This is a genomic window from Comamonas thiooxydans, from assembly GCF_000964545.1.
GTDB classification, from domain to species: domain Bacteria; phylum Pseudomonadota; class Gammaproteobacteria; order Burkholderiales; family Burkholderiaceae_C; genus Comamonas; species Comamonas thiooxydans.
The window spans coordinates 54,097-80,601 of sequence record NZ_BBVD01000009.1 but is presented as its reverse complement, the minus strand read 5'-3'; the positions used below and the strand labels follow the sequence as shown (position 1 = coordinate 80,601).

The 26,505-nt window shown below is 59.6% G+C and carries 26 protein-coding genes; 21 read left to right on the top strand and 5 right to left on the bottom strand.

Features of this window, described 5'->3' with window-relative positions:
* Nucleotides 1-4 precede the first annotated feature (4 nt).
* The 20 genes from Cth01_RS15555 to Cth01_RS15460 all read left to right on the top strand — a co-directional run bounded on the left by Cth01_RS15555 (nt 5) and on the right by Cth01_RS15460 (nt 19,847).
* Nucleotides 5-1,381: a S49 family peptidase gene (locus Cth01_RS15555; RefSeq protein ID WP_052703366.1), complete on the top strand. Its 1,377-nt coding sequence runs from the start codon at nt 5-7 to the stop codon at nt 1,379-1,381.
* Between the two features lie 32 nt (nt 1,382-1,413).
* On the top strand, nt 1,414-1,779 hold the full coding sequence (locus Cth01_RS15550; RefSeq protein WP_045839670.1) for a head decoration protein: 366 nt from the start codon (nt 1,414-1,416) through the stop codon (nt 1,777-1,779).
* A 29-nt stretch (nt 1,780-1,808) separates the two neighbouring features.
* Nucleotides 1,809-2,849 (top strand): major capsid protein, encoded by a 1,041-nt coding sequence (locus tag Cth01_RS15545; RefSeq protein ID WP_045839669.1) that lies wholly within the window; start codon nt 1,809-1,811, stop codon nt 2,847-2,849.
* Between the two features lie 10 nt (nt 2,850-2,859).
* Nucleotides 2,860-3,195 carry a head-tail joining protein gene (locus tag Cth01_RS15540; RefSeq protein WP_045839668.1) on the top strand — a complete coding sequence of 112 codons (336 nt, stop codon included), beginning with the start codon at nt 2,860-2,862 and terminating at the stop codon, nt 3,193-3,195.
* Nucleotides 3,188-3,661, top strand: coding sequence for a hypothetical protein (locus Cth01_RS15535; RefSeq protein ID WP_045839667.1), 474 nt, complete (start codon nt 3,188-3,190; stop codon nt 3,659-3,661). The genes Cth01_RS15540 and Cth01_RS15535 overlap by 8 nt, the downstream gene beginning before the upstream one ends.
* Nucleotides 3,662-3,686: 25 nt before the next feature.
* Nucleotides 3,687-4,358 carry an InlB B-repeat-containing protein gene (locus Cth01_RS15530; RefSeq protein ID WP_045839666.1) on the top strand — a complete coding sequence of 224 codons (672 nt, stop codon included), beginning with the start codon at nt 3,687-3,689 and terminating at the stop codon, nt 4,356-4,358.
* A 44-nt stretch (nt 4,359-4,402) separates the two neighbouring features.
* The gene (locus tag Cth01_RS15525) at nt 4,403-4,858 is read left to right on the top strand and encodes a hypothetical protein (protein WP_045839665.1); all 456 of its coding nucleotides are present in this window, start codon (nt 4,403-4,405) and stop codon (nt 4,856-4,858) included.
* Complete coding sequence (locus Cth01_RS15520) at nt 4,834-5,322, top strand: hypothetical protein (RefSeq protein ID WP_233425184.1); 489 nt, start codon at nt 4,834-4,836, stop codon at nt 5,320-5,322. The genes Cth01_RS15525 and Cth01_RS15520 overlap by 25 nt, the downstream gene beginning before the upstream one ends.
* Before the next feature lie 9 nt (nt 5,323-5,331).
* On the top strand, nt 5,332-8,490 hold the full coding sequence (locus tag Cth01_RS15515; RefSeq protein ID WP_052703340.1) for a phage tail tape measure protein: 3,159 nt from the start codon (nt 5,332-5,334) through the stop codon (nt 8,488-8,490).
* Between the two features lie 2 nt (nt 8,491-8,492).
* Entirely contained in the window at nt 8,493-8,849 is a 357-nt protein-coding gene (locus Cth01_RS15510) for a hypothetical protein (protein WP_045839664.1), read from the top strand.
* The gene (locus tag Cth01_RS15505; RefSeq protein ID WP_045839663.1) at nt 8,846-9,307 is read left to right on the top strand and encodes a DUF1833 family protein; all 462 of its coding nucleotides are present in this window, start codon (nt 8,846-8,848) and stop codon (nt 9,305-9,307) included. The genes Cth01_RS15510 and Cth01_RS15505 overlap by 4 nt, the downstream gene beginning before the upstream one ends.
* Complete coding sequence (locus Cth01_RS15500) at nt 9,307-9,711, top strand: hypothetical protein (RefSeq protein WP_045839662.1); 405 nt, start codon at nt 9,307-9,309, stop codon at nt 9,709-9,711. Before Cth01_RS15505 ends, Cth01_RS15500 begins: the two co-directional genes overlap by 1 nt.
* The gene (locus tag Cth01_RS15495) at nt 9,702-15,548 is read left to right on the top strand and encodes a host specificity factor TipJ family phage tail protein (protein WP_052703337.1); all 5,847 of its coding nucleotides are present in this window, start codon (nt 9,702-9,704) and stop codon (nt 15,546-15,548) included. Before Cth01_RS15500 ends, Cth01_RS15495 begins: the two co-directional genes overlap by 10 nt.
* A 203-nt stretch (nt 15,549-15,751) precedes the next feature.
* Nucleotides 15,752-16,504: a hypothetical protein gene (locus Cth01_RS15490; RefSeq protein WP_052703335.1), complete on the top strand. Its 753-nt coding sequence runs from the start codon at nt 15,752-15,754 to the stop codon at nt 16,502-16,504.
* Nucleotides 16,501-17,706 carry a phage head spike fiber domain-containing protein gene (locus Cth01_RS15485; protein ID WP_139032093.1) on the top strand — a complete coding sequence of 402 codons (1,206 nt, stop codon included), beginning with the start codon at nt 16,501-16,503 and terminating at the stop codon, nt 17,704-17,706. The genes Cth01_RS15490 and Cth01_RS15485 overlap by 4 nt, the downstream gene beginning before the upstream one ends.
* 197 nt (nt 17,707-17,903) lie before the next feature.
* Nucleotides 17,904-18,269, top strand: a complete 366-nt coding sequence (locus Cth01_RS15480; protein WP_233425183.1) for a hypothetical protein — start codon at nt 17,904-17,906, stop codon at nt 18,267-18,269.
* 2 nt (nt 18,270-18,271) lie between these two features.
* Complete coding sequence (locus Cth01_RS15475; RefSeq protein WP_045839660.1) at nt 18,272-18,562, top strand: hypothetical protein; 291 nt, start codon at nt 18,272-18,274, stop codon at nt 18,560-18,562.
* A gap of 36 nt (nt 18,563-18,598) precedes the next feature.
* On the top strand, nt 18,599-18,889 hold the full coding sequence (locus Cth01_RS15470; protein ID WP_346190152.1) for a hypothetical protein: 291 nt from the start codon (nt 18,599-18,601) through the stop codon (nt 18,887-18,889).
* Entirely contained in the window at nt 18,886-19,356 is a 471-nt protein-coding gene (locus Cth01_RS15465) for a lysozyme (RefSeq protein WP_045839658.1), read from the top strand. The genes Cth01_RS15470 and Cth01_RS15465 overlap by 4 nt, the downstream gene beginning before the upstream one ends.
* Nucleotides 19,353-19,847, top strand: a complete 495-nt coding sequence (locus Cth01_RS15460) for a hypothetical protein (RefSeq protein ID WP_072248265.1) — start codon at nt 19,353-19,355, stop codon at nt 19,845-19,847. Before Cth01_RS15465 ends, Cth01_RS15460 begins: the two co-directional genes overlap by 4 nt.
* Before the next feature lie 31 nt (nt 19,848-19,878).
* Here the strand turns inward: Cth01_RS15460 and Cth01_RS15455 are convergent, their stop codons facing one another.
* The 5 genes from Cth01_RS15455 to Cth01_RS15435 all read right to left on the bottom strand — a co-directional run bounded on the left by Cth01_RS15455 (nt 19,879) and on the right by Cth01_RS15435 (nt 25,012).
* Nucleotides 19,879-21,078 carry an HNH endonuclease gene (locus tag Cth01_RS15455; protein WP_072248264.1) on the bottom strand — a complete coding sequence of 400 codons (1,200 nt, stop codon included), beginning with the start codon at nt 21,076-21,078 and terminating at the stop codon, nt 19,879-19,881.
* Between the two features lie 234 nt (nt 21,079-21,312).
* Complete coding sequence (locus Cth01_RS15450) at nt 21,313-21,525, bottom strand: hypothetical protein (RefSeq protein WP_045839656.1); 213 nt, start codon at nt 21,523-21,525, stop codon at nt 21,313-21,315.
* Nucleotides 21,525-22,823 (bottom strand): Y-family DNA polymerase, encoded by a 1,299-nt coding sequence (locus Cth01_RS15445; protein ID WP_045839655.1) that lies wholly within the window; start codon nt 22,821-22,823, stop codon nt 21,525-21,527. The genes Cth01_RS15450 and Cth01_RS15445 overlap by 1 nt, the downstream gene beginning before the upstream one ends.
* A 6-nt stretch (nt 22,824-22,829) precedes the next feature.
* The gene (locus Cth01_RS15440) at nt 22,830-23,243 is read right to left on the bottom strand and encodes a LexA family protein (protein ID WP_174447094.1); all 414 of its coding nucleotides are present in this window, start codon (nt 23,241-23,243) and stop codon (nt 22,830-22,832) included.
* 116 nt (nt 23,244-23,359) lie between these two features.
* On the bottom strand, nt 23,360-25,012 hold the full coding sequence (locus tag Cth01_RS15435; protein WP_045839654.1) for a recombinase family protein: 1,653 nt from the start codon (nt 25,010-25,012) through the stop codon (nt 23,360-23,362).
* On the opposite strand from Cth01_RS15435, the gene rimO reads away from it, so the two are divergent.
* Complete coding sequence (gene rimO / locus Cth01_RS15430; protein WP_045839653.1) at nt 25,011-26,408, top strand: 30S ribosomal protein S12 methylthiotransferase RimO; 1,398 nt, start codon at nt 25,011-25,013, stop codon at nt 26,406-26,408. The two genes, Cth01_RS15435 and rimO, sit on opposite strands and share 2 nt — an antisense overlap.
* Nucleotides 26,409-26,505: the final 97 nt, after the last annotated feature.

Here is a 26,505-nt window from a genome sequence, read left to right as displayed (position 1 = left end):
AACCATGAACGCATTCAATTTTCATCCTCACATCGCTCAGCGCGTCTTCAACACCCCGCTGCTGATGCATCCCCAGAAGCTGGACGCCATCATCGCCGGGGTTGGCCAGAGAGTGCTTGGCACATCTGCCCCCTTGATTCAGGTGGGCGAAGCCGCGAAAGCCGAACTTGCGCCGGAGATGTTCACCACGAAGCGCGGTCAGCGCACAGATCGCGGCTGGCGTCTGGTGGATGGTGTCGCTGTGGTCAATGCCATGGGCGCATTGGTACATCGCACACGCCTGGAGGCCGACAGCACGCTGCTCATTGGCTACAACGATATGGCTGCCGACATGGAAGACGCCATGGCACATCCTGATGTGCATGCCATCTTGCAGGTCTATGACACGCCAGGCGGCGAAGTGGCAGGTGCTTTTGAATACGGCCAGCGCATCTTCGACATGCGAGGCCGCAAGCCCATCGTTGCTATTGCCGACGGTATGGCAGCCAGCGCCGGATACCTGGGCGCAAGCGCTGCGGACGAGGTGGTCATCACCTCTACGGGCTATGCCGGATCCATCGGTGTGGTGATGCGGCATGTGGACTTTTCCCGTGCCCTTGCGAACGAGGGCATTCAGGTCACTCACATCTTCGCCGGTTCACACAAGGTCGACGGCAACCCTTATGAGCCTTTGCCGGTTGCAGTACGTGAGCACCTACAGGCCGATATCGAGGGCCTCTACACGATGTTTGTGCAGGCGGTCTCGAAACATCGCGGCCTGAGTGAGCAAGCCATTCGTGACACCGGCGCGGCCGTCTTCCGTGGCCAGGCAGCCATTGCAGCGGGCCTGGCCAGCCGCATCAGCACGACCGACTCCCTGATTACCGAATTGTCTGCGCGTCGTGCGCGGACGTATCCCGCTGGTGGGCAGCCCGCCCACGGCACCGCTGTCTCGAAAGGAGCAATCATGAGCAGCACCGCACCCGAGGCGGGCAACCAGCCCGCAAACCTCTCTGCCACCACTTCGGCGGCTCCTGCCGCTTCAGCTGCTGTACCTGCGCAAGCATCCGTGGATGCCGTTCGCGCTGAAGGTGCTGCCGCGGAGCGTGCGCGTGTAAGCGCCATCCTGGGTCATCCCAACGCATCCGCCAATCCAGCCATCACACGCCAGTGCATCGACACCGGCCTGACTGCCGAACAGGCAAAGGGCTTTCTGGATGCCGCGCCACAGACCGTTGCTCCTGCAGCTCCGGCCGCAGCTGGTGGTGCGTCCGAATTCTCCAAGCACATGGCAGCCATGGGCAACCCTGCTGTGTCGGGTGTCGAGGCCAAGAACGGCGATCAGGGCATGGATAGCGGTGCTATCCAGAGCAGCTGGGCTGGTGTCTTCGGCACTAAGTAACGCTGAAGTCTGAAAAGTAGAGGACCCAAAGCATGACGATTCTTACAGAAGGCCCCCGCAATGCGGGCTACCTGGTCAGCGAGGCTAACGGCACTCGCTCGCGCGAAGTGGTGACCTTGGAGGCTGGCCACATTTACTTGCCTGGTGCAGTTCTGGGCAAAGTGACCGCTACCGATAAGTATGGCCCGCTCAACCCGGCCGGCAATGACGGCAGCGAAAAGGCTGCTGCCGTGCTGTACGCGGGCGTGGACGCCACTGATGCCGACAAGCCCGGCGTGGTTACCGCACGCGACAGCGAAGTGCAAGCCAGTGAGCTGATCTATCCCGCTGGCATCACCCCTGAACAGACAACCACTGCCCTGGCTGACCTGGCCGTGTTGGGCATTGTTGCGCGCTGATCGGCGCGCGGAAAGGAAAAGGAGCACTCATGGCTCACATGGACATCTTCCGCCACAACGCTTTCCAGATGGTGGAGCTCTCGGTGGCAATTCAGAACGCACCCTATGTGCCCCAATATCTGGGCGGCCTGGGTATCTTCACGCCTAAGCGCGTTCGCACGGCCACCATTTCGGTGGAAGACAAGGGTGGTGTGCTCTCGCTGATTCAAACCAGCGAGCGTGGCGCTCCCATCGAGCAAGCGAAGGGCGAAAAGCGCACCATGCGTGATTTCCGCTCTGTGCGAATCGCCCGCGGCAAGACTTTGAATGCCGCTGAAATTGATGGCATCCGCGCCTTCGGTACCGACAGCGAGCTCCTGGCGGTGCAAAAGGAAGTGGGTGACATCATGAACGGCAAGACCGGCCTGCGTGCTGCTGTCGAGCTGACCCATGAAAACATGCGCCTGGGCGCTGTTCAAGGCCGGGTGCTGGATGCCGATGGCAGCGAGTTGTTCAACTGGTTTGATGCCTTTGGTATTGCGCAGCCTGCCGAGATCAACTTCGACTTCGCCAACGCCACGGCTGAAGGCGGTGAGATCCGCAAGAAGTGCAACCAGATCATTCGCAACATGGTCAAGGCGTCGGCTGGAGCCTGGATCAACGGACAGACCTATGTTGTGGGCCTGTGCGGCGACAACTTCTTCGATGATCTGACCCAGAACAAGGAAACGCGCGGCACCTACCTGAACCAGCAGGAAGCCGGCGATCTGCGTAACAGCGTAGGTCAGGCTTATGGCTCGTTCACCTACGGCAACATTTTGTTTGTGAACTACCGTGGCACGGATGACGGCAGTACCGTTGCAGTGGGTACGGACAAGTGCCGCTTCTTCCCAGTGGGTGCACCTGACGCCTTCATTTCCGGCTTCTCTCCTGCGGAGTTCCTTCCTTTTGTGAACACGCCTGGTCAGGATGTGTATGCCATGGTGGTGCCCGACAACGAGCGCCAAGCATGGGTAAAGCCCGAGGTGTACAGCTACCCGCTGATGATGTGCACCCGTCCTGCAATGCTGCAGCGCGCTAAGCGAGCCTGACGGGTAGGCCATGCAGCCCTTCAACCCCCAGGCCCATACCAGCCTCGCGCCCTTTGCGGGCGTCGAGCAGCTCATCAACACCTCCGTGCTCGGGGTGCTGGCCAATGCCACTGCAACTTGGCTCGGCGGAGCGCCGTTCGCTGTCATCTTCGACAGCAAGCCCCATGACGGCTTGGGGGTTGGGCAGTTTGAGCCGAGCTGCAGCCTGCCACTGGCCTCCGCGCCTGGCCTTGAAGAAGGTGACGTGCTGGTGATCAACGGCCAGGAATGGGAGGTGATCGAGCCCGTGGTCGCTGACAGCTCGGGCTGGGCCACGGTGCTTCTGCGAAGGGGCGGCAATGGCTAAACCCAATCACCTGCAGCTTCAGATCCTCGAGTCACTGCAGGCCGTGCTTTTGGCTGCCAACACCGATGCCGGCTCACGTGTCCGTGTCGAAGGGCTCAACAACCTGCCGACATCGTCTCTGCCAGCGATCGAGATCGAGGTCAGCGATGAAGAGATCGATCGCAAGACCATGGGATCTGGTGGTCGCGCCACGCTTCAGCGGGACTTGATTGTGGAGGTCGGCTGCCTGGTCAAGGGCGGCGGCGACTACCTCAAGCGCGCCAGCGAGTTGATGGCTCAGGTCGAAGAGGCGCTGTTCCCTGATGGGCCTACCGAGCTTGATTGCTTGCTGGACGGCAGGCCTCGCTTGAGGGGTACACGGCCGCAGCACGACGACCGCGGCGCCGATCCCGTCTATCGCATCCGTATCGGCTGGATCTTCCGCTATTTCACCGCCGAGGGGCGCCCGCGCGCCCTGGGCAACTGATCACCCCATTTGAAAGGAATTCGCCATGAGCTCCGAAGACGTCCAAACCTCTGCCGGCAGCACCCTGCGTGTCTGCCCCAATCGCCCTGCCGAATACACCCCTGCCGGCTACAAAGCCCTGCAATGGACCGAAGTTGCTGAAATCACCGACCTGGGTGAATTCGGTCGCGAATACAGCAAGGTCACTCACAACCCTGTTTCCACGCGACGCACCAACAAGCGCAAGGGATCGTTCGATGAAGGTGCCATCACTCTGCCCATGGCCCGTTCCAAGAACGATGCCGGCCAGAAGCTGATGGCTGCGGCCTCTGAATCCGATGACAGCTTCAGCTACTGCATCCGTCTGCAAGATGGCACCTGCCACTACTTCACTGCGCAGTGCATGTCTTTCAAGACCAATGTCGGCGGCGTGGACAGCATTACTGGCAAGACCGCAGTGCTGGAAATCGACAGCGACATCTTCGAGGTCGAGCCTCAAACCTTCCAGCTCAAGTATGAGGCCGGCATCAACGGCTCCATTCTGGGTGTGGCCACTCAGACAGTGGCCGAAGGTGGCAGCGGTACGCCTGTCACTGCCAAGGCTGCTGCCGGCTATGCCTTCGATAAGTGGAGCGACGACAGCACGGACAACCCGCGCGTGGACACACAGGTCACCGCCGCCGTCACCGTGACAGCCAGCTTCGTTGCCGTGCCCTGATCGATTTGTCGCACTCACTTTCATAAAGATTCAAGGAAATAGACATGGGTCTCATCAAGCGTGCCTCCCTCCAGACTGTCCAAACCGGAACCCTGCACCTCAAGGATGTGCGTGGTATTCCGATGATGTACACCCCAGAAGCGGTCGAGGCTGGCGGGGAAGTAATGCCTCAGCCTGTCCTCGTCACGATCTACGGTCCCGGCTCCGAGCAGCATCGCAAGGCGCAACTGGCCGCCAAGCAACGCATCCTCGAATTGCTGCGCCAGGCTGGAGGTGATGGGCGACCACGCGACCTGTCGGAGGAAGAGCGCCATGCAAATGGTGCCGATCTACTGGCCGATTTGGTTGAAGGCATCACGGGCTTCGACTTTGAAGGGCAGACGCAGCGCGAGTTTCTGCGCGGCCTGTTTGCCGACCCATCGTGTGGCTACATCACCGACCAGGTCAACGCCTTTGCAGGTGACTGGGCAAATTTTTGCAAGGGTGCAGCCAACGCCTGACGCTGCATGTTCGCACCCTGGCGTGGCTCAGCGCCACGCTCAAGCCGTCGACTCCATCCAAGAAATCCAGCCGCAGTGAAGAACCACCGCTCACACGCCGCCAGAAACTGGCAGAGGAAGGCCGCACGCACGATGTGCCTGACGCCGGCCCTGCTGCGTATCTGCTCGAGTACCTCTGGGATTTTGGCCCGGCAGAGCACAACGGCATGGGCCTGGTGCCGATTGGCTATTCGCAGATCAGTGCCTGGCAGCAGGTTACAGGTCTGCGGCTATCGCCCTGGGAGAGTGCAACCCTGCGGCAGCTCTCGTGCTCGTACTGCGCAGAGCTGGCCACGGCCACGGACCCCATGGCTGCAGCACCTGGCAGTGCAAATGAAACCCCAGAGCAGGCTGCTGAGCGCCGTGACCGCGTCAGTGGTGCTTTGTCAAGCATGCTCCGTAGACGCGCAAAGCGTCGCCGTTGAGGTGCAAGCATGAGCGAGAGCGTGCAGTTCCTTAAATTCGTCATCTCGGGTGATGATGCCGAGCTGGCAGAGGTCGTTGCGCGTTCGCGCAAAACGGTCACAGGGCTGTTTGACGTTCAGACTGCTGGTGCCAAGCGCCTGGTTGATTCCTCGGTCTATGTCAATGGCTGGCGCGAGTCCTTGGTCGAGGCCAGCGGCGCCGAGCAGCGCATGAGCGCCACGGCGCTGTTTGAGGCCCAGCATCAGTCCGCGAAGAAGCTGGCCACGGATGCTGGTTATGTGGACTTCTGGGTCAATGCGCTGCATCAGCAGGAGGCGGCTGAAAAAAAGGTCGCCTCTGACAATGCCTTTTTGAAGTCATTGCAGGACCGCTCGAGCCAGATTGGCAAGACTACTGCTGACATTCTGGAAATGCAGGCTGCCGAGCGTGGGCTGTCCTCCCAGGCCGCGCCCATGATCGCCCAGCTGCGGCAGGCCGAGAAGTCTTTCGGGGCCACCGGGGTCAGCGCAGCCCAGACGGCAGCGGCGATGCGCATGGTGCCCGCGCAGTTCACCGATATCGTCGTTTCCCTGCAGGGTGGGCAACAGCCGCTGACAGTGCTGCTGCAGCAGGGCGGCCAGCTCAAGGATATGTTCGGCGGCACTGGGGCAGCCGCAAAGGCATTGGCCGGCTACATACTCGGCTTGGTCAATCCCTATACGGTTGCTGCTGGTGCAGTCGGCGTCTTGGCTCTTGCTTATTACCATGGCAGCCGTGAAGCAGACCGCATGCGTGCGGCGGTGATTGAGTCGGGCAATGCTTCTGGCGTCACCATGGGGCAAATGCGCTCCTATGCCACAAGCATTGATGGGGTGATCGGCACCCATGGCAAGGCCGTTGAAGCAATTACTGCCATGGTGGCGGCAGGCGTGCGCGGTGGCGACCAGCTGCGTGACTACTCGGAAGCTGCGATTCGCTGGGAGCGGGCTACAGGCACGGCTGTTGACAAAACCGCCGAAAAATTTGGCAGCCTCCAAAACGAGCCTCTGAAGGCAACTCTCAAGCTGAACGAGGGCACCAACTATCTCACCTCGTCGGTCTATCTGCAGATCAAGGCGCTGGAAGATCAAGGTCGCACTACGGAAGCAGCCCAGGTAGCGCAGAAGGCGTTTGCGGATTCGCTGGTTTCTCGGTCCGACGAGATGGTGAAGCATCTGGGCCTGGTCGAGCGAAGCTGGATCGCCATCAAGGACGCCATCAAGGACGTCTGGGATCTCATCAAGAGCGTTGGCCGGGAGTCTGCTACCGATGACTTGCTTAAAAAGCAGCAGGAGACGGTCGACAACCTCCGAATGCTGGCGGATAAGTCCCCGTGGAATGCCAGTATCAAGCCGAAGCTTGCTGCTGCAGAGGCGCATCTCGAAGTGCTCCGCAAGCAGCAAGCCACTGAGAAGGAAACGGCAGCCGCAGAGAGTGCCCGTGCCGTCAACCTGAAGGCGACGGAAAAATGGGAGGCCCTTCTCGATCAGCATGCCGACAACCAGGCAAAGAAGAAAAAGGCACTGCTCAAGCTCGAGACCGAGTATCAAAACAAGCTCAAAGCAGTTGGCGACGACCCAAAAGCCAAGAATCGGGTTGAGCAAGAATACCTTCAGCTCCAGAAAGCCACCGAGGAGCAGTACAAGGACAAGGGTGCAGCCGCAAGCGCCAAGAGAGAGCAGACGGCGTATGAGTCCCTGATCGCTAGCATCCGCACCAAGGTGGACGAGGTCAAGAAGGAACTTGAAGTCGAGCGCGAGCTCACTGACAGCCAGAAGATCCGTGCGAAGCTGGATAACGACGTCGCAGCAGGCCGTCTCAAGCTATCTGACGCTCACCGCAAGAATGTCGAAGCGGCCTTGGCCGACCTGCAGGCCCAGGAAAAGCTCGCAGACGCCCGTAAGGGGCGAAAGCTGACCGATCAGCTGCTGTCGGAAAACTCTCCGCTGGCTCCCGACTTCGCCCAGCAGTGGAAGCAGATCGGCGCTGCCTACGACGGCACTGAGGCTAGCCTACAGCGCCTGATTCAGGCCCAGGCAGTGCTGTTGGCCAAGCAACCTTTTGCTCAGCAGGCTACGGCTATTGCCCAGGCTCGTGCAGAGGCCGAGCAGTACCTGACCACCATGCAGCGCGCTCAGGGTCGTGAGGTTCAACTGGTTGGTATGGGCGGGCGTCAGCGTGAGTACTTCAACGGCATCAACCAGATTGAGGACGCCTACGCCGGCCGACGTTACGACCTTAGCCGAGACCGCGATCAGGCCCGTGTGCGTGCAGGCGGCGAGCTTACTGCCGAACTGGAGAACTACTACAAGGAAAAGGCCGCGCTGATTGACGAATTCGAGCGCAAGGCCAAGGCCAGCTATAGCAGCACGTTTGAGGCCATCGGTCAGGCCCAGAGCAACTGGGTCAATGGCGCCACTCGAGCATTCGACGACTACGCCGCCAGCGCGGCCAATGTGGCCGAGCAAACTGCTGGTGTCTTCAACCGCTTGTACAGCGGCTTTGAAGACAACGCCGTTTCATTTGCCATGACTGGCAAGACCTCTTTCAAGGACTATTCCCAGTCGGTGATCTCCGATCTGATTCGGATCCAGCTCAGGGCACAGATGGTGTCCATTCTGGGCGGAACGAAAGGTAGCGGTCTGTTGGGCACGCTGATCTCTGGTGTGACCAGTCTTTTCGGCGGAGGCATGCAGGCTGCCGGCGTACAGGCTTCTGGTGCGGAGACCATGGCGGTCTCGGGATGGGGCTCGGTAAGCGGTGTTGATCTGGGGCCGGTGGCTGGCGGTCGCGCCAATGGCGGTCCTGTGACGGCAGGCAACCTCTATGAGGTCAATGAAAGAAAGATTCCTGAGCTGCTCAACATCGGTGATCAGCAGTTCCTGATGATGGCCGGCGCCGACGGCTATGTGACCCCACTGCAGTCGGCAGGTTCTGCACCCGCTGGCAGCGGGCAGTCTTCCCCTGTACGCATTGACTTGCAGGTGATCAATCAAGGCGCCCCTGTGCAGGCTCAGGTCCAGTCTCAAAACCGTGCAGACGGCAGCGTTGCCATCAAGTTGTTTCTGAATGCCGTTGCTGAAGACATGGCCGGTGGCGGTGTTACGGCGCGCGCTACCCGGCAGCGCTTTAACTTGCAGGAGGCCTGACCATGGCGCAACTACCAGACTATCTCACCATCCTGCTGGACGACACCGGCGAAGAGTTCGATCCAGGCGTCATCAAAAGCGATATGGAGCGAGGCCTTGCCAAGATGCGCGTGGGCCAAAGCCGTGTGGTGGTAGAGGTTCCCGTCACGCTGCTGTTCGACAGCGCTGCAGATGCGGAGTCCTTCTACGACTGGTACTTCAACACCATCAGGCGCATCGGCTTCTTCACCTGGACCGATCCGCGTTCCCAAACCGTTCGCACTGGCCGCTTCAAGGATGGTGCCATTGGCAAGCTGGTACCCACTATTGCGGAATACGCACAGAGCAAGCGCTCTTGCGTGCTGGAGTACCTGCGATGAACGACTTTCGCACACGTAACCAGCGCGTCACCGACGACGTCGGGCATATCGAGCTCCTCGAGGTGTCCAACCCCAGCTTTTCGGAGTCCATGTACATCTGCAATGACGTGCAGGACTTTGTGAGTCGTGGCGAAGACTATATCGGTCTGCCTTTCGGCTTCACGCTGCCTGATGACGTTTCCGGCCAGGCGCCGCGCATGCGCCTGACCATGGACAACGTGGGCCGCGGCGTCAGTGACGAACTGGAGCGCCGTCAGCCAGGCACCACAACGATGGCCAAGCTGACCATCGTGCCGCGCGACACGCCAGATGTGCACCAGCACGTTTACTGGCTGCCCATGACCAGCGTGAGCATCAGCGGGGCATCTGCCCAGGCGACCTGCAGTGTGGATGAGCTCATGCGCCGTTCGGCCTGCCTGCAGATCGCCAACCCTCACACCTTGCCGGGGGTCTTCTGATGCTGGATGCCACGCAACTGGATCGCTTCACCGGCATTCCCTATTGCCCGCGCCACATGGACTGCGCCGACCTGGCCCTGCTGGTGCAGCGCGAGCTTTTCGGGCGTCAGGTGGTGCTAGCCGGCAAACGGGCACGACCGCTCGAGCTGGATGGGCAGGCTGCCGCGATTGCCAGCTACTGCTCTGAGCTGGGCATGGCGGTGGAGCTGCCCCAGGACGGCGATGCCGTGCTGATGCGTGACTTTGACGTCGAGCAGGCCGGTCATATCGGCATTTATGTGTTTACCAATTACGCACCGCATGTGCTGCACACCTCCCACAAGCTGGGTTCGTCTGTGCTTCACCGAGTGCAGGACTTACAAGGCTACGGCCTGATTGTTGAGGGCTACTACCGATGGAAGTGAATCGCGCTGAGTCTGCTGCTGTGGCTGCCGTTGGCGGGGTGCCTGCCGATGTGCTGGACACGGCGGGTCGCCTGGTTGTCACGCCTAATGCGCTGACGCTGGACGGTCAGCGCAACGTGCCGGCCGATCTGCAGCCCGGAGAGAGCCTGGCGTCTTTCCTCGATCGCCATGTGCCCGGTATCGACTCCGGGGCCTGGACCGTGATGATCGGCGGGGCCGTGGTGCCCCAGGCCATGTGGGTGCACACCTTCCCCAAGCATGGGCAGTTGATCGCCTGCCGTGCCGTGCTGCGCAAGAGTGCCCTGCAACTGGTGGCCATCGCTGCGCTGTCGTATTTCACGATGGGGGCTGGAGCGGGGTGGATTGCGGGGTCATTCGGAGTCAGCGCCGGGGTGGCCGGCGCCATTGGGCTTGGCATGTTCATGGCCGGCTCGGTGTTGATCAACAAAGTACTGGCTCCCAAGATCCCATCGGCACAGTCTCTGGCCCAGAAGCAGATCTACAGCCTGAGCGACCAGCGAAACACCGCGCGGCCGTATGAGCCTATTCCCGTCCTCTGGGGAGAGATGCGCGTGACGCCGGATCTGGCCAGTAAGTCCTATGCCTGGTACGAGGGCGATGACCAGTACCTGAGCACCATCCTACTCGGCGGCATCAACGTTCACAGCGTTGCAGATCTCGCTATCGGAGATACGCCCATCGGCAACTATTCCGATGTGAGCATCTACTACAACGGATTTCCCGGCATGACCAGCCAGAATGTCCCCCTGTATAGCAATGTGGATGCCGTGGCCGGGGCGGAGTTCGTCAACGGCGGTGACTGGATCACGCGCACGGGCTCGGCGGGGGCCGGCGTGCTGCAACTGGACATCGAGGGCCAGTTGTATGACGTAGGCGGCAAAGGCAATATCAATTCCAACTGGGTTGACCTGACGATTCAAGCTCGTTTAGTCGGTACGCCTGTCTGGACCACGCTGAGCAGCAGCACGCTGACCAATGCCAGCACGGATGTCCTGCGCCGCACCTTCTCATTTGATGTGGCGCCCGGCCAGTATGAGGTGCGTGCCAAGCTGGGCGTTCCGCGCTGGAACGATGGCGGCTCTGGCGATGCCTGCAAGTTCTCCTGGGTGTCGCTCAAGAGCGTGCAGGCCGACGCAACGGATTACAGCCAGTGGGGCCGTATCGGCATCAAGATCCGTGCCTCCGGTCAGCTCAGCGGCAGCCTGGACCAGGTGCGCGCCACCTACCGCGCCAAGCCCATGCCGATCTGGACAGGCACTGGCTGGGCCACGGCCACCACGCGTGCTGATGGCCTGTCCAACCCTGGCGCCATCCTGCTTCAAACGCTGCGGGGCATCTGGACCGTCAACCCGCAGGGGCAGCGCGTTTTGCAGTTCGGCTTTGGCCTGTCCGACGAGCAGATCGACATCGAAGGCCTGAAGGCTTTCATGCTGCACTGCGCGGCGCGCGGCTATACCTACGACAAGTGGATCACTCCCTCCATGTCGCTGGGCGCATTCTGCGAAGAGGTTGCTCTGGCCGGCATGGGCGAATTCGCCTGGACCGATGGCAGCCGGCCCACCGCCGTTTTTGTGTCCAATGGCCAGCCCAACAGCGCCGTGGTCAACATGGCCAACATGCTCAAGGGTGGTTTCAGCGTGGATTACGCGCTGAGCAATGCTGCAGATGGCATTGAGTACCAATGGCTGAACCGCGACACCTGGGAGATGACGACCCTGCGCGTGATGGCGCCCGGCGTGACCACCATGCTGAGCCCGGCCCGCGTGACGGGCGAGGGCATCACCAGCGAGGCCCATGCCGCTGTCATGGCGCGTTACCACCTGGCCCAAAGCCTGTACCAGTACAAGACCGTGCATTACACGGCAGACATCGAGCATCTGGACTATCGCCGGCTGTCGGTGCTGTCGGTCTCCCACGACCTGACGCAATGGGGCTTTGGCGGCCGGGTGATGGAAGCCAAGCGCATCGGCGCCCAGGTGCAGCTAACCCTCGATGAACCGGTGCCGGCCCTGGCCTCTGCCTACATCGGCCTGCGTGTGCCTGGTGCACGCGACTACCGCGTGTGGCCCGTGCAGCCGCTGGCGGCCGAGTCGGATGTTGTCACCCTCGTGGGCGAGTGGCCCGCAGATCTGGACTTCCCCGGCGAAGGTATCGGCAACCCAGCACACGACACCCTGTGGTGCTACGACTTCAAGGCCACGCCCGGCTATCGCGTGCGCGTGACTGGCATCGATCCCGAGTCGGATCTGAAGGGGGCGCGCATCACGGCCGTGCCCGAAGGGCCTGAGTTCTGGGACTACGTGCTCAACGGCACCTATGTGCCGGCGCCCAACCAGAGCAGCATTCCCCAACTGGGCCGCCCCGCCGTTAAAAACCTGCGCGTGTCCGAAAAAGTCAACCTGCAGGGAGATACCGAGTGGTATGAGCTGTCCTGCGTCTGGGATGTGGAGGGCGATTGCGACCACGCCCAGGTATGGGCAGGCCGTGACGGGTCCGAGCTGCGCCTAGTGGACGGCAACGCCCAGGGCGCGCGCAGCACCTTCCGCATCGATGGAGCCGGGGAGTGGTTGATTGTCGTGCGCCCATTCAATGCGAGCGGCCAGGCAGGGCAGTCGGCCACGCTGCTCTACATCACGACGATGACGCAGCTGCCCCCGCGCAACCCCGGCACGTTTGTGGTCCAGCAGGTTGCCGGTGGTCTGCGCCGCTTCGCCTGGTTGTACGCCAGCGACAAGCCTGCGGCATTCGCAGGAGTGCAGATCCGCTACCTGCCCGGCGATATTTCGCTCAGTGTGGACATGTGGGATGACATGCAGCCCCTGGGCGAGGCAGGCGACATCTACACGGCCCAGTTCGAGACGACCAAGCCGCAGGCCGGCCTATGGACCTTTGGTCTGCGAGCCATCGATACCGCTGGGCAACTGGCCAACGGCATCGTGCGCTTTGCTATCACCCTGGACCAGAGCTTTGACCAGATCCAGCAGCCGGATCTGACGCCACCACCACAGGTGACGGGCCTTGCTGCGATGGGCATGTTCACCAGCGTGCAGGTCACCTGGGATGTAGCGAGCTACACCCAGGGCCACGGCCATGCCCGCACCATCATCTATGCGGCCGAGGGTGCCGGGGCGCAGTTCTCTGCAGCGCGCCAGGTGGCCGAGGCTTTTGGCGGGCCTGCCTCCTTTGCCAGCGACCCGGCTACCACCTGGAGCATCTGGGCCAAGCACCAGTCCGTTGATGGCGTGCTGTCCGACCTGCCGACCGGTCCCGTGGTGGTGGAGACTGGCCAGGACCTGCAGAAGGTGCAAGAGGCGCTGGGCGGTCACATTTCTGAATCGTGGTTGGCCAATAGCCTGGGCCAGCGCATCGATCTGCTGGACAAGGACAACGGCCCGCTCGGGCGTAGCCTGGTCACGGCCGCCCAGCAGCAGGATGCTCTCAATCAGTCCGTGCGCGGCAACATCAACCAGATGGCCGAGGGTCTTCTCGAGGCGGCGCTGGCAGCGGACAAGGCACTCGAGCGCATCACCGACGCCGGTGTGTATGTCGATCCGGCCACTGGCCAGGTCAAGATCTACGGCCTGGAGCAGACGAATGAGCATGTGACCACGCTGCAGATTCTGCTCGATGCGGTGCAGGGCCAGATGCTGCTTAAAGCCAGCACGGCTTACGTGGACGGCAAGATCGCAGAGGCTGTGCTGTCGCCTGCGGATCTGCTTCTCTATGAGGGGATCGATGCGCGCCTGATCACTGTGACGCAGGAGCTCGACAGCATCAACGGTCGGCTGACGCAAAAGGCTGATGCACTGGAGCTGCAGGGGGCATTGGTGCGGTTGACCACGGCCGAGAGCAATCTGGATGCACTCGGCGGTCAGATCGCCCTGCGGGTCACGCGGGCCGAATACCAAGCCGATCAGGATGCCTTGCAACAGCGCATGGGCAGCGCCGAGCTGACACTCAGCGCCCTGGATGTGCCTGCGATCACGGCTACGGTCACAGCGGCCAGCCGTGCTGAGCGCGATGCAGAAAAGACTGCCGAGGCGCTGCTTCGAGACATTCTTTCGGGTGAGCGCAACCGCGAACAGGCTGCCGATGCGTTAGCGTTCGCTCGCAACCAGCTTAGCGCGGCCATTGCAGACGGCTTGGCGGCTGAAGCCCAGCAGCGCCTTGAACTGGCGGCCGTTGTCGGCGCGCAGGGTGCGGCACTGACCCAAGAGTCCAAGACCCGCGCGGACGCCATTTCTGCTGAAGCGCTCTCCCGTCAACAGCTGGCAGCCGAGACGCAGCGTGGGCAGCAGAGTCTGGCTGCAGACATCGAGCAGGAGGCAGTGACTCGAGCGAGTGCTGTCTTGGCAGAAGCGGAACAGCGTCAGCAATTGCAGGCAACCGTTGGTAGCAACCACACAGCGGCCATGCAGGCGGCTCAGGCCGCCAGCGATGCCGCCGGGGGCAAGGGCAAGGTGATATTTGGCAGCTCGCAGCCGGCTGCAGCAGATAGGTTGGCGCAAAACCTCTGGATCGACACCGCTGGTGGCGCCAACACGCCCAAGCGATGGAGCGGCACGGCCTGGATCGTTGCGACGGACAAGGTGGCCACGGATGCTGCGGCTGCAGCAGCCACGGCACAATCCACGGCCAATAACGCAGTGGCAGCCATCCAGGCTGAGCAGTCGGTGCGGGCCAACGAGACCGGCCACCTCGGTGCGCTGTACTCCGTGCGTATGCAGCTGTCGCAAGGCGGTCAGCAGGTGGTCGGCGGATTTGCGCTATCGGGTACCTCTAATGGCACTGCCGGCCCAACTATCGACTTTGGTGTTATGGCCAATTCGTTCTGGATTGCGGCGCCTAGCGGCTCGCCGGCCGGCGTGTCCAACGTCAAGCCGTTCTCGGTGCAGACCACGGCGCAAACCATCAACGGGGTGGTGGTGCCTGCGGGCGTCTATATGGATGCCGCCTACATCAACAACGTGACGGTGCTCTTCGGGCGCTTCGGCACCTTGCTGGCCGACAAGATACAGGCCACGGCCATCAGTGCCAGCCAGCTCACCGCCGGCAATGGCGTGATCGGCGGCAGCTTGAAGTCAAGCAACTACGTGGCCGGCTCCAGCGGCTGGATATTGCGCCCGGATGGGATGGCCGAATTCTCGGGCGTCACCGTGCGCGGCACGATCTACAGCACTGCGGGAACGATTGGGGGCATCACCATCAATGGCAATGGTCTGAACGCGGGTGGCTTCTGGGGCTATGTGTGGCCGCCGGCGGGGCAGAGTGGCTTTCACATTGGTCCGAATGGCATCTTGTTGGGCAATGCCAATAACGGCAGATACATCGAGATCCAGAGCAGCGGCAACATCTATGCGCCAGGACTGCGCATCGAGAACGGAAACGCGACCTTCTCCGGCAACCTTTCCGGCGCATCGGGCACCTTTAGCGGCACGCTCACTGCGCAAAAGGTCATCACTACCGGGAACCTGGAGGACAACGCGGCTGCAGTGCCGTTGTTCGCCCAGTCCGCGTCCACATACACGGCTTTGTGGGTGCCTGCGTTCGACGGCGCGATGACATGCGTCGTTCATTACGGCGGGTCCTTCAACTTCATCAATTTTCGTGATGAGGCCGTGTATTTGACGCTCTATGTGGATGGCGGAGCCGTTCAAAGCATCGTTATTGGCAGCCTCAACTATCCAGGCAATGGTGCTTTCGCTTTCGCGTTTTCTGGAAACGGGGCCGGCCGCTCCATTGAGCTTCGGCTGAGCGCAGGAAGTCAGACCCCATCAGCCAATGTGTTCTTGCAAGCAACGCTCCACAAGAGGTAACACCAATGCGCTACGCAATGCACCGAGCTGGCGAGACCGCCATTTTTCAGATCCTTGAGTGTCCCGAATCCGTCGTGGCGGAGATTACGCCCCCTGGTGTGATCTGTGTCCCGGTTGGCATCGACGTGTCGGATGCCACTCACCTCATCGTGGACGGTAACGCCGTACCCATTCCGACAAGCACCAATCCATAAGGAGCAGAAATGGCCTGGTACAGAACTGGCACCGTCGCGGTGACCAACAACAGCAACGTCATCACCGGCACAGGCACCTCATGGGTGGATGGTGCAGCGGTTGGCGAAACCTTCCTGGGGCCGGACGCGCAGGTCTATGAGATCACGTCCATCGTCAGCGGCACCAGCTTGCGCATCAGCCCGAACTACAAAGGCAGCACGGCCACGGTCCAAGCCTACGCAATCATGCCCACCCAAGGCTATTTGCGCGACCTAGCCGCGCAGGCGGCTGCACTGGTCAATAGCTATCAGGCGGTGCGCGATGGAGCCGGGGCCGGCAAGTTCGCTGCAGGCACGGCGGCGGCGCCCAGTCTGCGCGGCGCAGCCGACGAAAACACCGGTCTCAACTTCCCCGGCGCAGACATCCTGCAACTCATCACCAATGGGGTGGTGCGGTTGCAGATTGCAGCTGATGGCACACCGAGTGGTGTGTTTGTGGACAAGCTGCCGATCGGTACCGCTACCCAGACGGCCATCAATAACTTGGCGGCCGCATGCCTTGCGTTGACATCCTTGGGATCTGGTCCTGACCAGGTGCCCGTCAATCAGAACCTGGGTGCCCTGGCCTTTCAGGATGTTGTCGGGGTGCTGCAGGTGTACCGCAACGCGCGCAATAGCCAGCCTGGTGATGTGTGGCATGAGCGCGTCAGCGACACCCAGCTCATCAAGCGTTACCACGGCCTGGATGGCGTGGTGCGCAGCATTTCGGAGACCTATGCATGACAACAATCACTGATTTTCCAGGCATCCGGCCCAGCCTGCTGCTGGACTTTGCCAACAGTGGCCGAGTGGATCCGCGCATCAGCTGCACGCGGGCTAGCACCGCAACGTGCTACGGCCCTGATGGAGTACTGCGCACAGTTGCGAACAATGTGCCGCGTGTCGACTACGATCCAGAAACAGGCAAGTGCCTGGGTTTGTTGGTGGAGGAAGCTCGCACCAACATATTGCTCAACTCGGTGTTTGCGGGAGCGACTTCGGGGGCTCCAGGGACTGCTCCCACAAACTTCCCATTCTCGGTTGGCAATGGCAGCACAGAGGTCATTTCTGCAGGTATCTACACGTCACTGCGGCTGACAACAGCGACTCCAGCAAGACATTTCCTCACGCAGTTGAATACTCCGATGGATGTCGGTCAGTACGTTTTCCATCTGCCATGCAATTTCTATGTGGCCTCATCCGTTGGAAACTTCCTGGGTGCATCGGCTGGAACTGCGGTGTTCACGGCTCGCTACTTTGTTGACGGTGTTGAGATCGCTTCTGGCACTTCTGTTGGCACCGGCAAAAAGAAGGTGTCAATGCTGTTGGACGTGACAACGGCTGGCACTCTTTCAGTACGCTTCGGAGTCGGTGTTGTTGTCTCAACAGTGGGGGATGTTGAAGTCAGTCTCCCTCAGCTAGAAAAGGGAGCCTTCCCCACTTCATTCATACCAACGACGACAGCGGCAGCTACTCGCGCAGCAGATATTGTTAGTTTCACGGGTGCGGCACCGCTTGCCACCAACTTTAGTGTTGTCCAAGAGGCGGCACTCGTTGGGGGGCCAGCGTCGGACGGCACATTCGGAATATCTGTTTATGCGGAAGAAAATAAGCGATTTAGATTTATGTGCTCTGGAGCGCGGAATATCTATTTCAGTTATAAGTTTAATGAAGAAAACACAAAAAATATTGCCCTTCAAAACCTAGCCGTCGGAAGCTTTTTACGCTGTGCGCTTGCCGTGACTCCAAATAGCCTTAGCGTGACTTCAAGTGGGGCAGAGCCTTTAAAAGCAGATGCTTCTGTTTCTGTTGGGGCTTATCCAGAGCTTTCTCTTGGTACATATAGAAAGACAAATCCCATCGCATCCGTGAGCTCTCGCATTAGAAGTCTTGCTTTTTACAACCAGGCACTTAGCAATTCTCAGCTCAAAAGGCTCACAGCATGATGTACCTGCAATTTGCCAGCGAGGCGGCTGCTCGCCTCGCTCTCGCACCCTGGATCGTTGAAAACGCATGGCCTTCCTATATAGAGGATGTGGCAGTCGATGTCGTTGGGAGGATTCAGCGGCCCACAGGCACAGTGATTGAGACTCCGGAGGGGTCCATCCCGGAGATGGCGCTCATACCTGGGTGGCATGTCAACTTGAGCGCACCCGTATCCGCCTTGGCTGCCTATGAGATCCCGGCGCCTTCAACGCCTGACAGGGTGTTTGCGGGTAGTGGCGATGTATCGCCACCGCGAGTGCCAGCCGAAGTCGCGCGCTGGCAAGCCAAGCTGGCCCTGATGCAGCAGGTGGATGGGCAGGGCGTGTCTCTCTGGGATCGCCTGCAGCAGCTGCGCGAGTCGCTCACGGATGCTGAGCAGCAGACCATGCTCGATGCCGCGATGAACGAGGTGCTGAACTGGAAGCGCGCCAGCCCTACGGTGCTGTGGGCGGCCGAGCAACTCGAGCTCAGCGCCCAGCAGGTGGACGAGCTCTTTATCTACGCGCACGCGCTGGAGCTGTAGCCATGGACTGGACACCTTTGATTCACGCGCTGATCGCCATGCTGGCCCAGGCCCTGGTCGGCCTGGTGCTGGGTAACTGGTGGTTGGGTGGCGCGCTGGCCTGCAGCTGGTGGCTGGCCCGCGAGCACACCCAGGCGGAATACCGCTGGATTCAGACGTTTGCGGCCGGCCATCGTGAGGGCATGCCCTGGTGGGGTGGGTTTGACCCCAGGGTCTGGAACTGGGCCAGTGGCCTGGATGCACTGGCACCGGCTCTGTTTTGCCTGCTGCTGTTCATTACAACCAAGCCATAGGAGGGGCTGATGGAGGAGCTAATCGATGAACTGCCCGTGCTGGAGCATGAGCAGATTAAAGAACGGTTGGATGAAGGGAGTGAGCGTATGGCAACCATCGAGCGCGATCTGAAAGCCTTAGCGCAGGGCCTTCATGAGGAGCGTCAGGAGCTGCAGGAGCTCAAGCAGCAACTGGCGGAAATGCTGGAGTTTTTCACCGCCATGAAGGGCGCTTTCAAGGTGCTGAATTGGGTGGGCAAGGTAGCCAAGCCTCTGGCAGCCATCGTCATGCTGGGCGGTGCCTGTGTGGGCTTCTGGACTGCAATCAAAGGAGTGACAAGCCGATGAGCTGGAAAGAAAGACTTATTGCGGCCATTGGCGGCGCAGCCGTGGCCCTGGCCGTGCCCCTGGTGCAGAAGTACGAGGGCACTGTGCTGCGCAGCTACCGCGACCCGGTCAACGTGTTGACCAGTTGCACGGGGCATACCGGTCCCGAGCTGCGCGATGGCCAGACGTTCACCCGTGAGCAGTGCGAGGAGATGCTTTACAAGGACTTGGCCAAGCATGCCGACGCCCTGAGCTGCGTTCGTGCGCCGCTGACGGATGCCCAGCGTGCGGCCTTCCTGAGCTTCGCCTTCAATGTGGGGGATGACGCCTTCTGCCGCAGTACCTTGGTACGCAAGGCCAATGCCGGCGATATGGATGGCGCCTGTGCCGAGCTGAGCCGCTGGACCTACGCCGGCGGCAAGCAGCTGCCCGGCCTGGTCAAGCGCCGCGCGGCCGAGCGGCAACTGTGCGAGCGGGGGCTGGCATGACAGGCGCGTCCCGCATCTGGCCGTGGCTGGCCTTGGCTCTTGCCTTACTGCTGGCTGCACAGACTCAGCGGCTGGCCAAGGTCGAGACTTCACATGCAAAAGCGGCTGTGGCGCAGGCTCAGCAGGCGCAAGCAGATACAGAAAATAAAGCGGAGGCCTTAGTGGAGCACGGCACCGCCCAACAGGAAAACACCCATGACTACACGCAAGAAATGGCCCGCCTGGAGGCTGGCCGCACTGCTGATGCTGCCCGCATTGCAGGCCTGCAGCACGACATCAGTGCCGCTGCCACCCGCAACGCCCAACTTGCCGGTGATGCCGCTGCCTGCCGAGATCTCGCAGATCAGCACCAGCGACTCGCAGCCATTGCTGCAGAAAGCGCGGGCGTGGTTGGCCAGCTTGTCGGACTGGTCGAGCGCCGAGACGCCCAAGTAAAGCTGTTACATGGGCAGGTTGTCGCTGATAGAGCGCTTCTGGGAATAATTCAGTGATTCAAATTTAATAATAAGCGTAAGAAAAAATCTAATGACTTTGATTTATCAGAGTATGCAGATACTCATGTAATAGGCTACGATTAACTTTGTTGTTTGAATAATCAATCTCATAAACTACAGGCTCAAAAATTAATGATTGTTGAAAATCATTGGTAAGGTTTATTAATAAGACACCACCGCCATATATCTGAAGTATAAATAAAAGAAAATTTTGTGACCCAATGATTTGCGGATACAAAATTGCTAAATGTATTTTTCGTTTTTCTTGTGATAGTAGTTCTTTTATCTCAGGTATATCAATAACTGGTGAATCTCCAACACCTCTTAATATATATTCTTTAATTGTTCTGAATGAAGCTTGGCGAACTGTATTGTCACCATATTCGTGGCATGCAAAATTGACGCCTATTTTTGCTATTGCTCGGAAGACCTTAGTTATCTCCACTTTCATTCCGACATTAACTAATGGATTTTTAAGCTCCTTCTCTTTGCGCTGTGAGTCTTCTGAGATTTGCGGTAGAGTGCGCCTTACTTTAGAAAGGAAATCAGAAATTTCTGCTGTTCTTGATAGCTTTATTACAATCTGTCCCTTTAGCCGTTTAAATAATCTAGGATGGCCATCATTCAAATCTTGGTTGTTGCCTAAGTTTTCAAACCAGATTCCCTTTGGTGGTTTTGGATATACATCATCGTTCGTCTTAATATAATCGTGACCGTTCCATTCGTACTTTGACACTTCATAATAGATATCGATTTCATTTGATCTCTTAACAATAACAGATACTGAGCTTCCAAGGGAAATTTTTAATTCATTTATAAATGAATTAATTTCATGGTTATTGCTACCTCCAATTTCAATATTGTTATTGAATATTTGAAGCTGAGGTAGTATCAAAGTCTTAAAACCTGCAGTTATATGTGCCTCTGATATCACTCCGTTATCGTCAACAACCACGCATCTTGATGGATTAAATTCAGGTGGTTTTGCTTTGTTTCCTCTTGTGCGTCCAGTTGGCTGAAACTGTAGCCTCCCCATTGCGAATGGGGAGTTTCGCATTAATTGCGCTTCTAACGGAGAAAAAACTTGTGTATTACAGTCACAGCAAACTAAATTTTTCAACAAGTAATCTTTGTCATCCCCTCCCATACCTGCTGGGAATATATGCTCGTCAGTGAATTTTTTGTATTCATTGCAATAGATGCATGTCGTGGCAGGTGTTGTTGTCAACTTTTTACTCCTTCTGCTTTATGAATGGGTCAAGATCGCAGTTCATAGTTGCTAAGGCCTTGATGCGCATGCTTGAGATTTGTCAACCAGTTTATCTTTTGCTTGTTGGTGTTCAAGTGCGCAGCAAGGGCGATTGAGCGCACGTTCAGTCGCGCTATCTCATTTAGTCGCGGCACCTTAGCCGATGCTCTGACCGTCAATGAAGGAAGAATAAAGTAAATGAACCCGCTTGCTTTATGGCTCGCAATCCTCTGCCAGCCACTGCCGCATTTGCAGATAGGGGGAGTGGCTGGCGAAGTCCAGGCAGGTGGGGTGCTTGGCCTGCAGGAACTCATAGAAAAGGTGCATGGCGGTTCCGGGGTGCGGGTGTATGTCGGCCTCGGCCAGCCTTTCTTGCCAGTTGACCCAGTGGCCCAGAATGGCCTGTTTTGCATCGGTTCGTCTCATCAGGCCCTCGCAATCGGTATGTCGTCAATCTTGGTGGTGTAGCGCGGTGTGCGACGCTCTTGGCGCATGCGCCAGCCGCTTTCATCCTGCTCGGGCACGCCGGTGCTGGCGACATGCACTGTGCCCTTGCCGAAGCGCTTGTTGACCTTGTCCATGGCTTCCATCAGCTTGCTTTGATCGCGGCTGGGTTCCTCGAAAAGCAGGTCGCCTTGCTGCACTTCTGCAGGGCACAGGTCTTGCAGCATGACGCCGGCCTTGGAGAGCTGATAGCCGGGCTGGTAGATCGATCGCAAGCCGCGCACGGCCGCATTCACAAGCGCCTTGGTGTCGGATGAGGGCGGCTGGAGTTGAATCACTGCCGTTTCGTAGAACCTGCGGCCTGGTCTGAATGGCGATGTGTGTGCGAAAACATGCAGGGCGCCAGCGCGCAAACCGCCAGCGCGCAGCTTTTCTGCGGCCCTGGTTGCAAATTCGCTCACTGCTTCAATCAATGGGGGCAGGGTGGTGATGGGGTGGCCGAAGCTGCGGGTGCATGCAATCTGCTTTTTGGCGGCAGGGGCCGTCTCCAAGCTCATGCAGCTCACGCCTTGCAGCTCGCGCACGGTGCGCTCGAGCACCACGCTCCAGCCATCGCGCGCGGCATGGGCGGGCAGCCTGGCCAGGTCAAGCGCAGTCAGCACGCCTTGCTCGGCCAGCTGGGCAGAGATGCGCCGGCCCACGCCCCAGACCTCGCCGGCGGCGGTGCGGCCGAGAATGTCGGTGCGTTGCTGTTCGGACAGCTCGGCCCAGTTGCAGACCCGCTGCAGCTCGGCAGGATAGCTGCCCGGCTTGCGCTCCGAGTCCTTGGCGACATGGTTGCAGAGCTTGGCCAGGGTCTTGGTGGGGGCCAGGCCCACGCATGTGGGGATGCCTGTCCATCTGAGGATGCGTGTGCGAATGGCAAAGGCGCGGCGCGTCAGATCCCGCACGCCGTCCAGATCCCCGATGAATGATTCATCGATGCTATAAATTTCCTGAGTGGGGCCCAGGCCGGCAGCGAGCGACATCATGCGGTCGCTCATGTCGCCGTACAGCTCAAAATTCGGAGAGAGGCAAACCAGGCCCTTGTGCTCGACCAGATCGCGCAATTGAAAAAACGGCTGCCCCATCTTCACGCCCAGGGCCTTGGCCTCGTCGGAGCGTGAGATGGCGCAGCCGTCGTTATTGCTCAGGACGACAACGGGGATGCCCTGCAGCGCAGGCCTGAAAGCCCGCTCGCAGCTGACATAGAAGTTGTTGCCGTCGATGAGCGCGAACATACATGCTCATGCAAAGCGTTTGATGCAGGACTTGACCACGCCCCAGATTTCCAGCTCTTGGTTCTCTTTGGGGACGATGTCGGGATAGGTGGGATTGCCGGCCCTGAGCTTGAAGCAGCCACCAGCGTTGTGCAGGACCTTGACGGTGAAGTCATTGTCAAGGACGGCCACGACGATGCTGCCATGGCGTGCGCGCAGTGCCCGGTCGACCACGATAATGTCGCCATCATCAATGCCGTACTCGCGCATGGATGGCCCTGCCACGCGCAGTAGGAATGTGGCCTGTGGATGCTCGACAAGCAGCTCGGTAATGTCCAATCGCTTGCCCGAGAAGTCCTCTGCTGGTGAGGGAAAGCCTGCGCGCACGCTGCAATCAGCCAGCGGCAAGACAACTGGGGTGGCAGTGAGTTGGACGGGCATGCCGCTCAGTAGACGATGACTGTACATGCATACAGTATATAGCCGCCTTTTCTTGGCGAATATTGAAAGCCCCTGCTGCCAGCGCACGGGGCCTTTGTGGTGTCGGCGCTGATGGATTAGTCAGCAGCTTCGTAGTTTTCGCCATGTACCCAGTTGCCATCCCGGTCAATGCGAAGCCATCTGGAGCTGCCGCCTTTGGCGACCAGCATCAGGTCAATGTAGTAGTCGCGGGACTTTGGTGTGTGATTGGGGCGAAGGCCGTGGTGGTAGACCGATATGCGGCTGAAGGTGTCCGCTACAAGCTGGCGCGCTTGCAGTCGTGTCTCTATGTCCTGGGCTTCCACGCCGGCAGCGAGTGCCCGCCATTTCTCATCAGCACCAGATATATCGCGGCGGGCGAGCATGGCGATATCGCGCTCTTGGGCTGTCAGAGATTTCTCTGCGACTGCCAGATCCTCTTCGAGCTGGCGGGCGCGGCGGGCAAATGTGAGTGGTATTCCTTCATCAGCCGAGGCAAGCATTGCGTCCGTCAGCTTGTCGAGCTGGGCCTTTATCGCCTCGACATTCTTTTGTGCCTTCAGAAGCTCCTTGCGGCTTTCAGAGCTGGTGTCCGCTTCAAACAAGCCTTGCAGATTCATCATGTCGGAGCAGTAAGACATGATTGCGCGCTCGATGGGGGCAACCGAGGTTGAGCCGCGAACCGGGCACACCGCACTGAAGGTGGCAGCGGCCGAGCACAGCAGGCGCCTGTAGCCATCCCGAATGCGGCCGTCAGACAGCCGCTTCTTGCTGGCCAGGTGCTGCCCGGCCATGGGGTGCCCGCAGTACCCGCAGAACGTGATGCCTATGCCGGTGATTACGTGGGGCAGATCCCCCTTCACCCTGCGGCGTCCAGAACTCTTGACAACCCGTTGCAGGTCTTCCCATTCGAGCTCCGACAGCAGTGGTGGGTAATAGCCTTTGAGCAGGTACTCGTCGCCATCCACGCTGATGGGCTTGTGCCCGGCCAGTTGGGGCATTTTGGTGACGCGGTAGACCTGCAGCGTCTGGTTTTCCTTGCTCGTTGGGTAGATGCGCAGGCCCTCGGCATTGAGCTTTTCAATAATGCGCTTGCCGCCCAGGCCTTGCTTATACATCTCGATCGTGCGCAGGATGGCCTTGACCGTCTCGGGCTTGAAGTCCCAGCCGTCGGCGTCATTGCGGGTCAGCCAGGCAGGGTCGTGGCCCTGTTCGACGCGGCCGCGGTAGGAACCATCAATCCATTTTTCGCAGAGACGGCGGACGCTGGCCTTGACCCGCTTGCTCTTGGTGTCCGACTCTTCGTGAGCGCGAATCATCACCAGCAGGCTATAGACAAGGTCCATCGGGTTGTCTTTGAGCCGCTGCCGGCTGTAGGTCTTCCCGTCGCTAGCGGTGACCACTGTGATGCCCGCATTTACAATCTGGGCTAGTTGCGCCTGTGCCTGGATGGGTTCAGCGCGAGATAGGCGGTCCAAGCCCTCAACAATGAGTACTGAGCCAAAGGGAACACGCCCTTCTTCGACAGCACGCAGGAAAACGCCCAGAGCGCCTGATTTGATGTGCTGTTGATGGTAGGCAGAAAGACCCTCGTCCCTTAACGATAGATGGGTATCAAGTTTTAGGTCGTGCTCGGCAGCCCACTTGGCAGCATATGCAAGCTGTCGGTCTGTGCTGCCTCCTGCCGATTGCTTTGGATCAGAGAACCGCAGATAGCTATACACCAAACCATTTTTTGCAGAATCCCCCATGACTGAAGCCATCTCCCAGAAAGATCAAATTCCCCGTATAGGTATGGTATCACTCGGGTGCCCCAAGGCCTTGACTGATAGCGAGCTGATTCTCACGCAGCTCAGCGCCGAGGGTTACCAGACTTCCAAGACCTTTGAAGGCGCGGATTTGGTCATCGTCAACACCTGTGGCTTCATTGACGATGCCGTCAAGGAAAGCCTGGACACCATTGGCGAAGCTCTGGCAGCTAACGGCAAGGTGATCGTGACCGGTTGCCTGGGTGCCAAGGCTGGCAAAGAGGGCGGCTCCACCATGGTGGCCGAAGTGCACCCCAGTGTGCTGGCCGTCACCGGCCCCCATGCTACCCAAGAGGTGATGGACGCCGTGCACACCCACCTGCCCAAGCCGCATGACCCGTTCGTGGACCTGGTGCCTGGCAGCTTTGGCGATGCTGGCATCAAGCTCACGCCCAAGCACTATGCCTATCTGAAGATTTCCGAGGGCTGCAACCATCGCTGCACCTTTTGCATCATTCCCAGCATGCGCGGCGATCTGGTTTCGCGTCCGATCGGCGATGTGCTCAAGGAAGCCAAGGCGTTGTTCGAAGGGGGCGTGAAAGAGCTGTTGGTGATCAGCCAGGATACCTCGGCCTATGGTGTGGATGTGAAGTACCGCACCGGTTTCTGGGACGGCAAGCCCGTCAAGACCCGCATGCTGGAGCTGGCCGACGAGCTGGGCAAGCTGGCGCAGCAGCACGGTGCCTGGGTGCGTCTGCACTATGTCTACCCCTATCCCACCGTGGATGCGGTCCTGCCCTTGATGGCCGAGGGCAAGATCCTGCCTTACCTGGATGTGCCCTTGCAGCACAGCCACCCCGATGTGCTCAAGCGCATGAAGCGACCCGCATCGGGCGAAAAGAACCTGGACCGTATCCGCGAGTGGCGCAAGATCTGCCCCGAGCTGGTGATTCGTTCCACCTTCATTGCCGGCTTTCCCGGCGAGACCGAGGAGGAGTTCGAGCATCTGCTGGACTTCATTCGCGAAGCCGAGATCGACCGTGCCGGCTGCTTTGCCTACAGCCCCGTCGAAGGCGCCACCGCCAACGAACTTCCCGGCATGCTGCCTGAAGAAGTACGCGAAGCACGTCGTGCGCGCTTCATGGAGGTGGCCGAGGAGGTCTCCACCAAGCGTCTGCAGCGCCGCGTAGGCCAGGTCATGAAGGTGTTGGTGGACAAGGCTGTCAGCCTGGGTAAAAAGGGCGGTGTGGGCCGGACTTATGCCGATGCTCCCGAGATCGATGGTGTGGTTCACATCCAGCCGCCCGAGAAGGCCAGCAAGACCTACAAGGTGGGCGAGCTGATCAGCGTGCGCATCGTGGGCACGCAGGGGCATGATCTGGTGGGCGTTCCGGTTTGAATTTTCATGGCGTCACCGTGCGGCGTCATTTCAATCCAGTAGGGACAAAAAGGCCGCGACTGCGGCCTTTTTTGCATCTGATCTCTTGGCCTCTTGG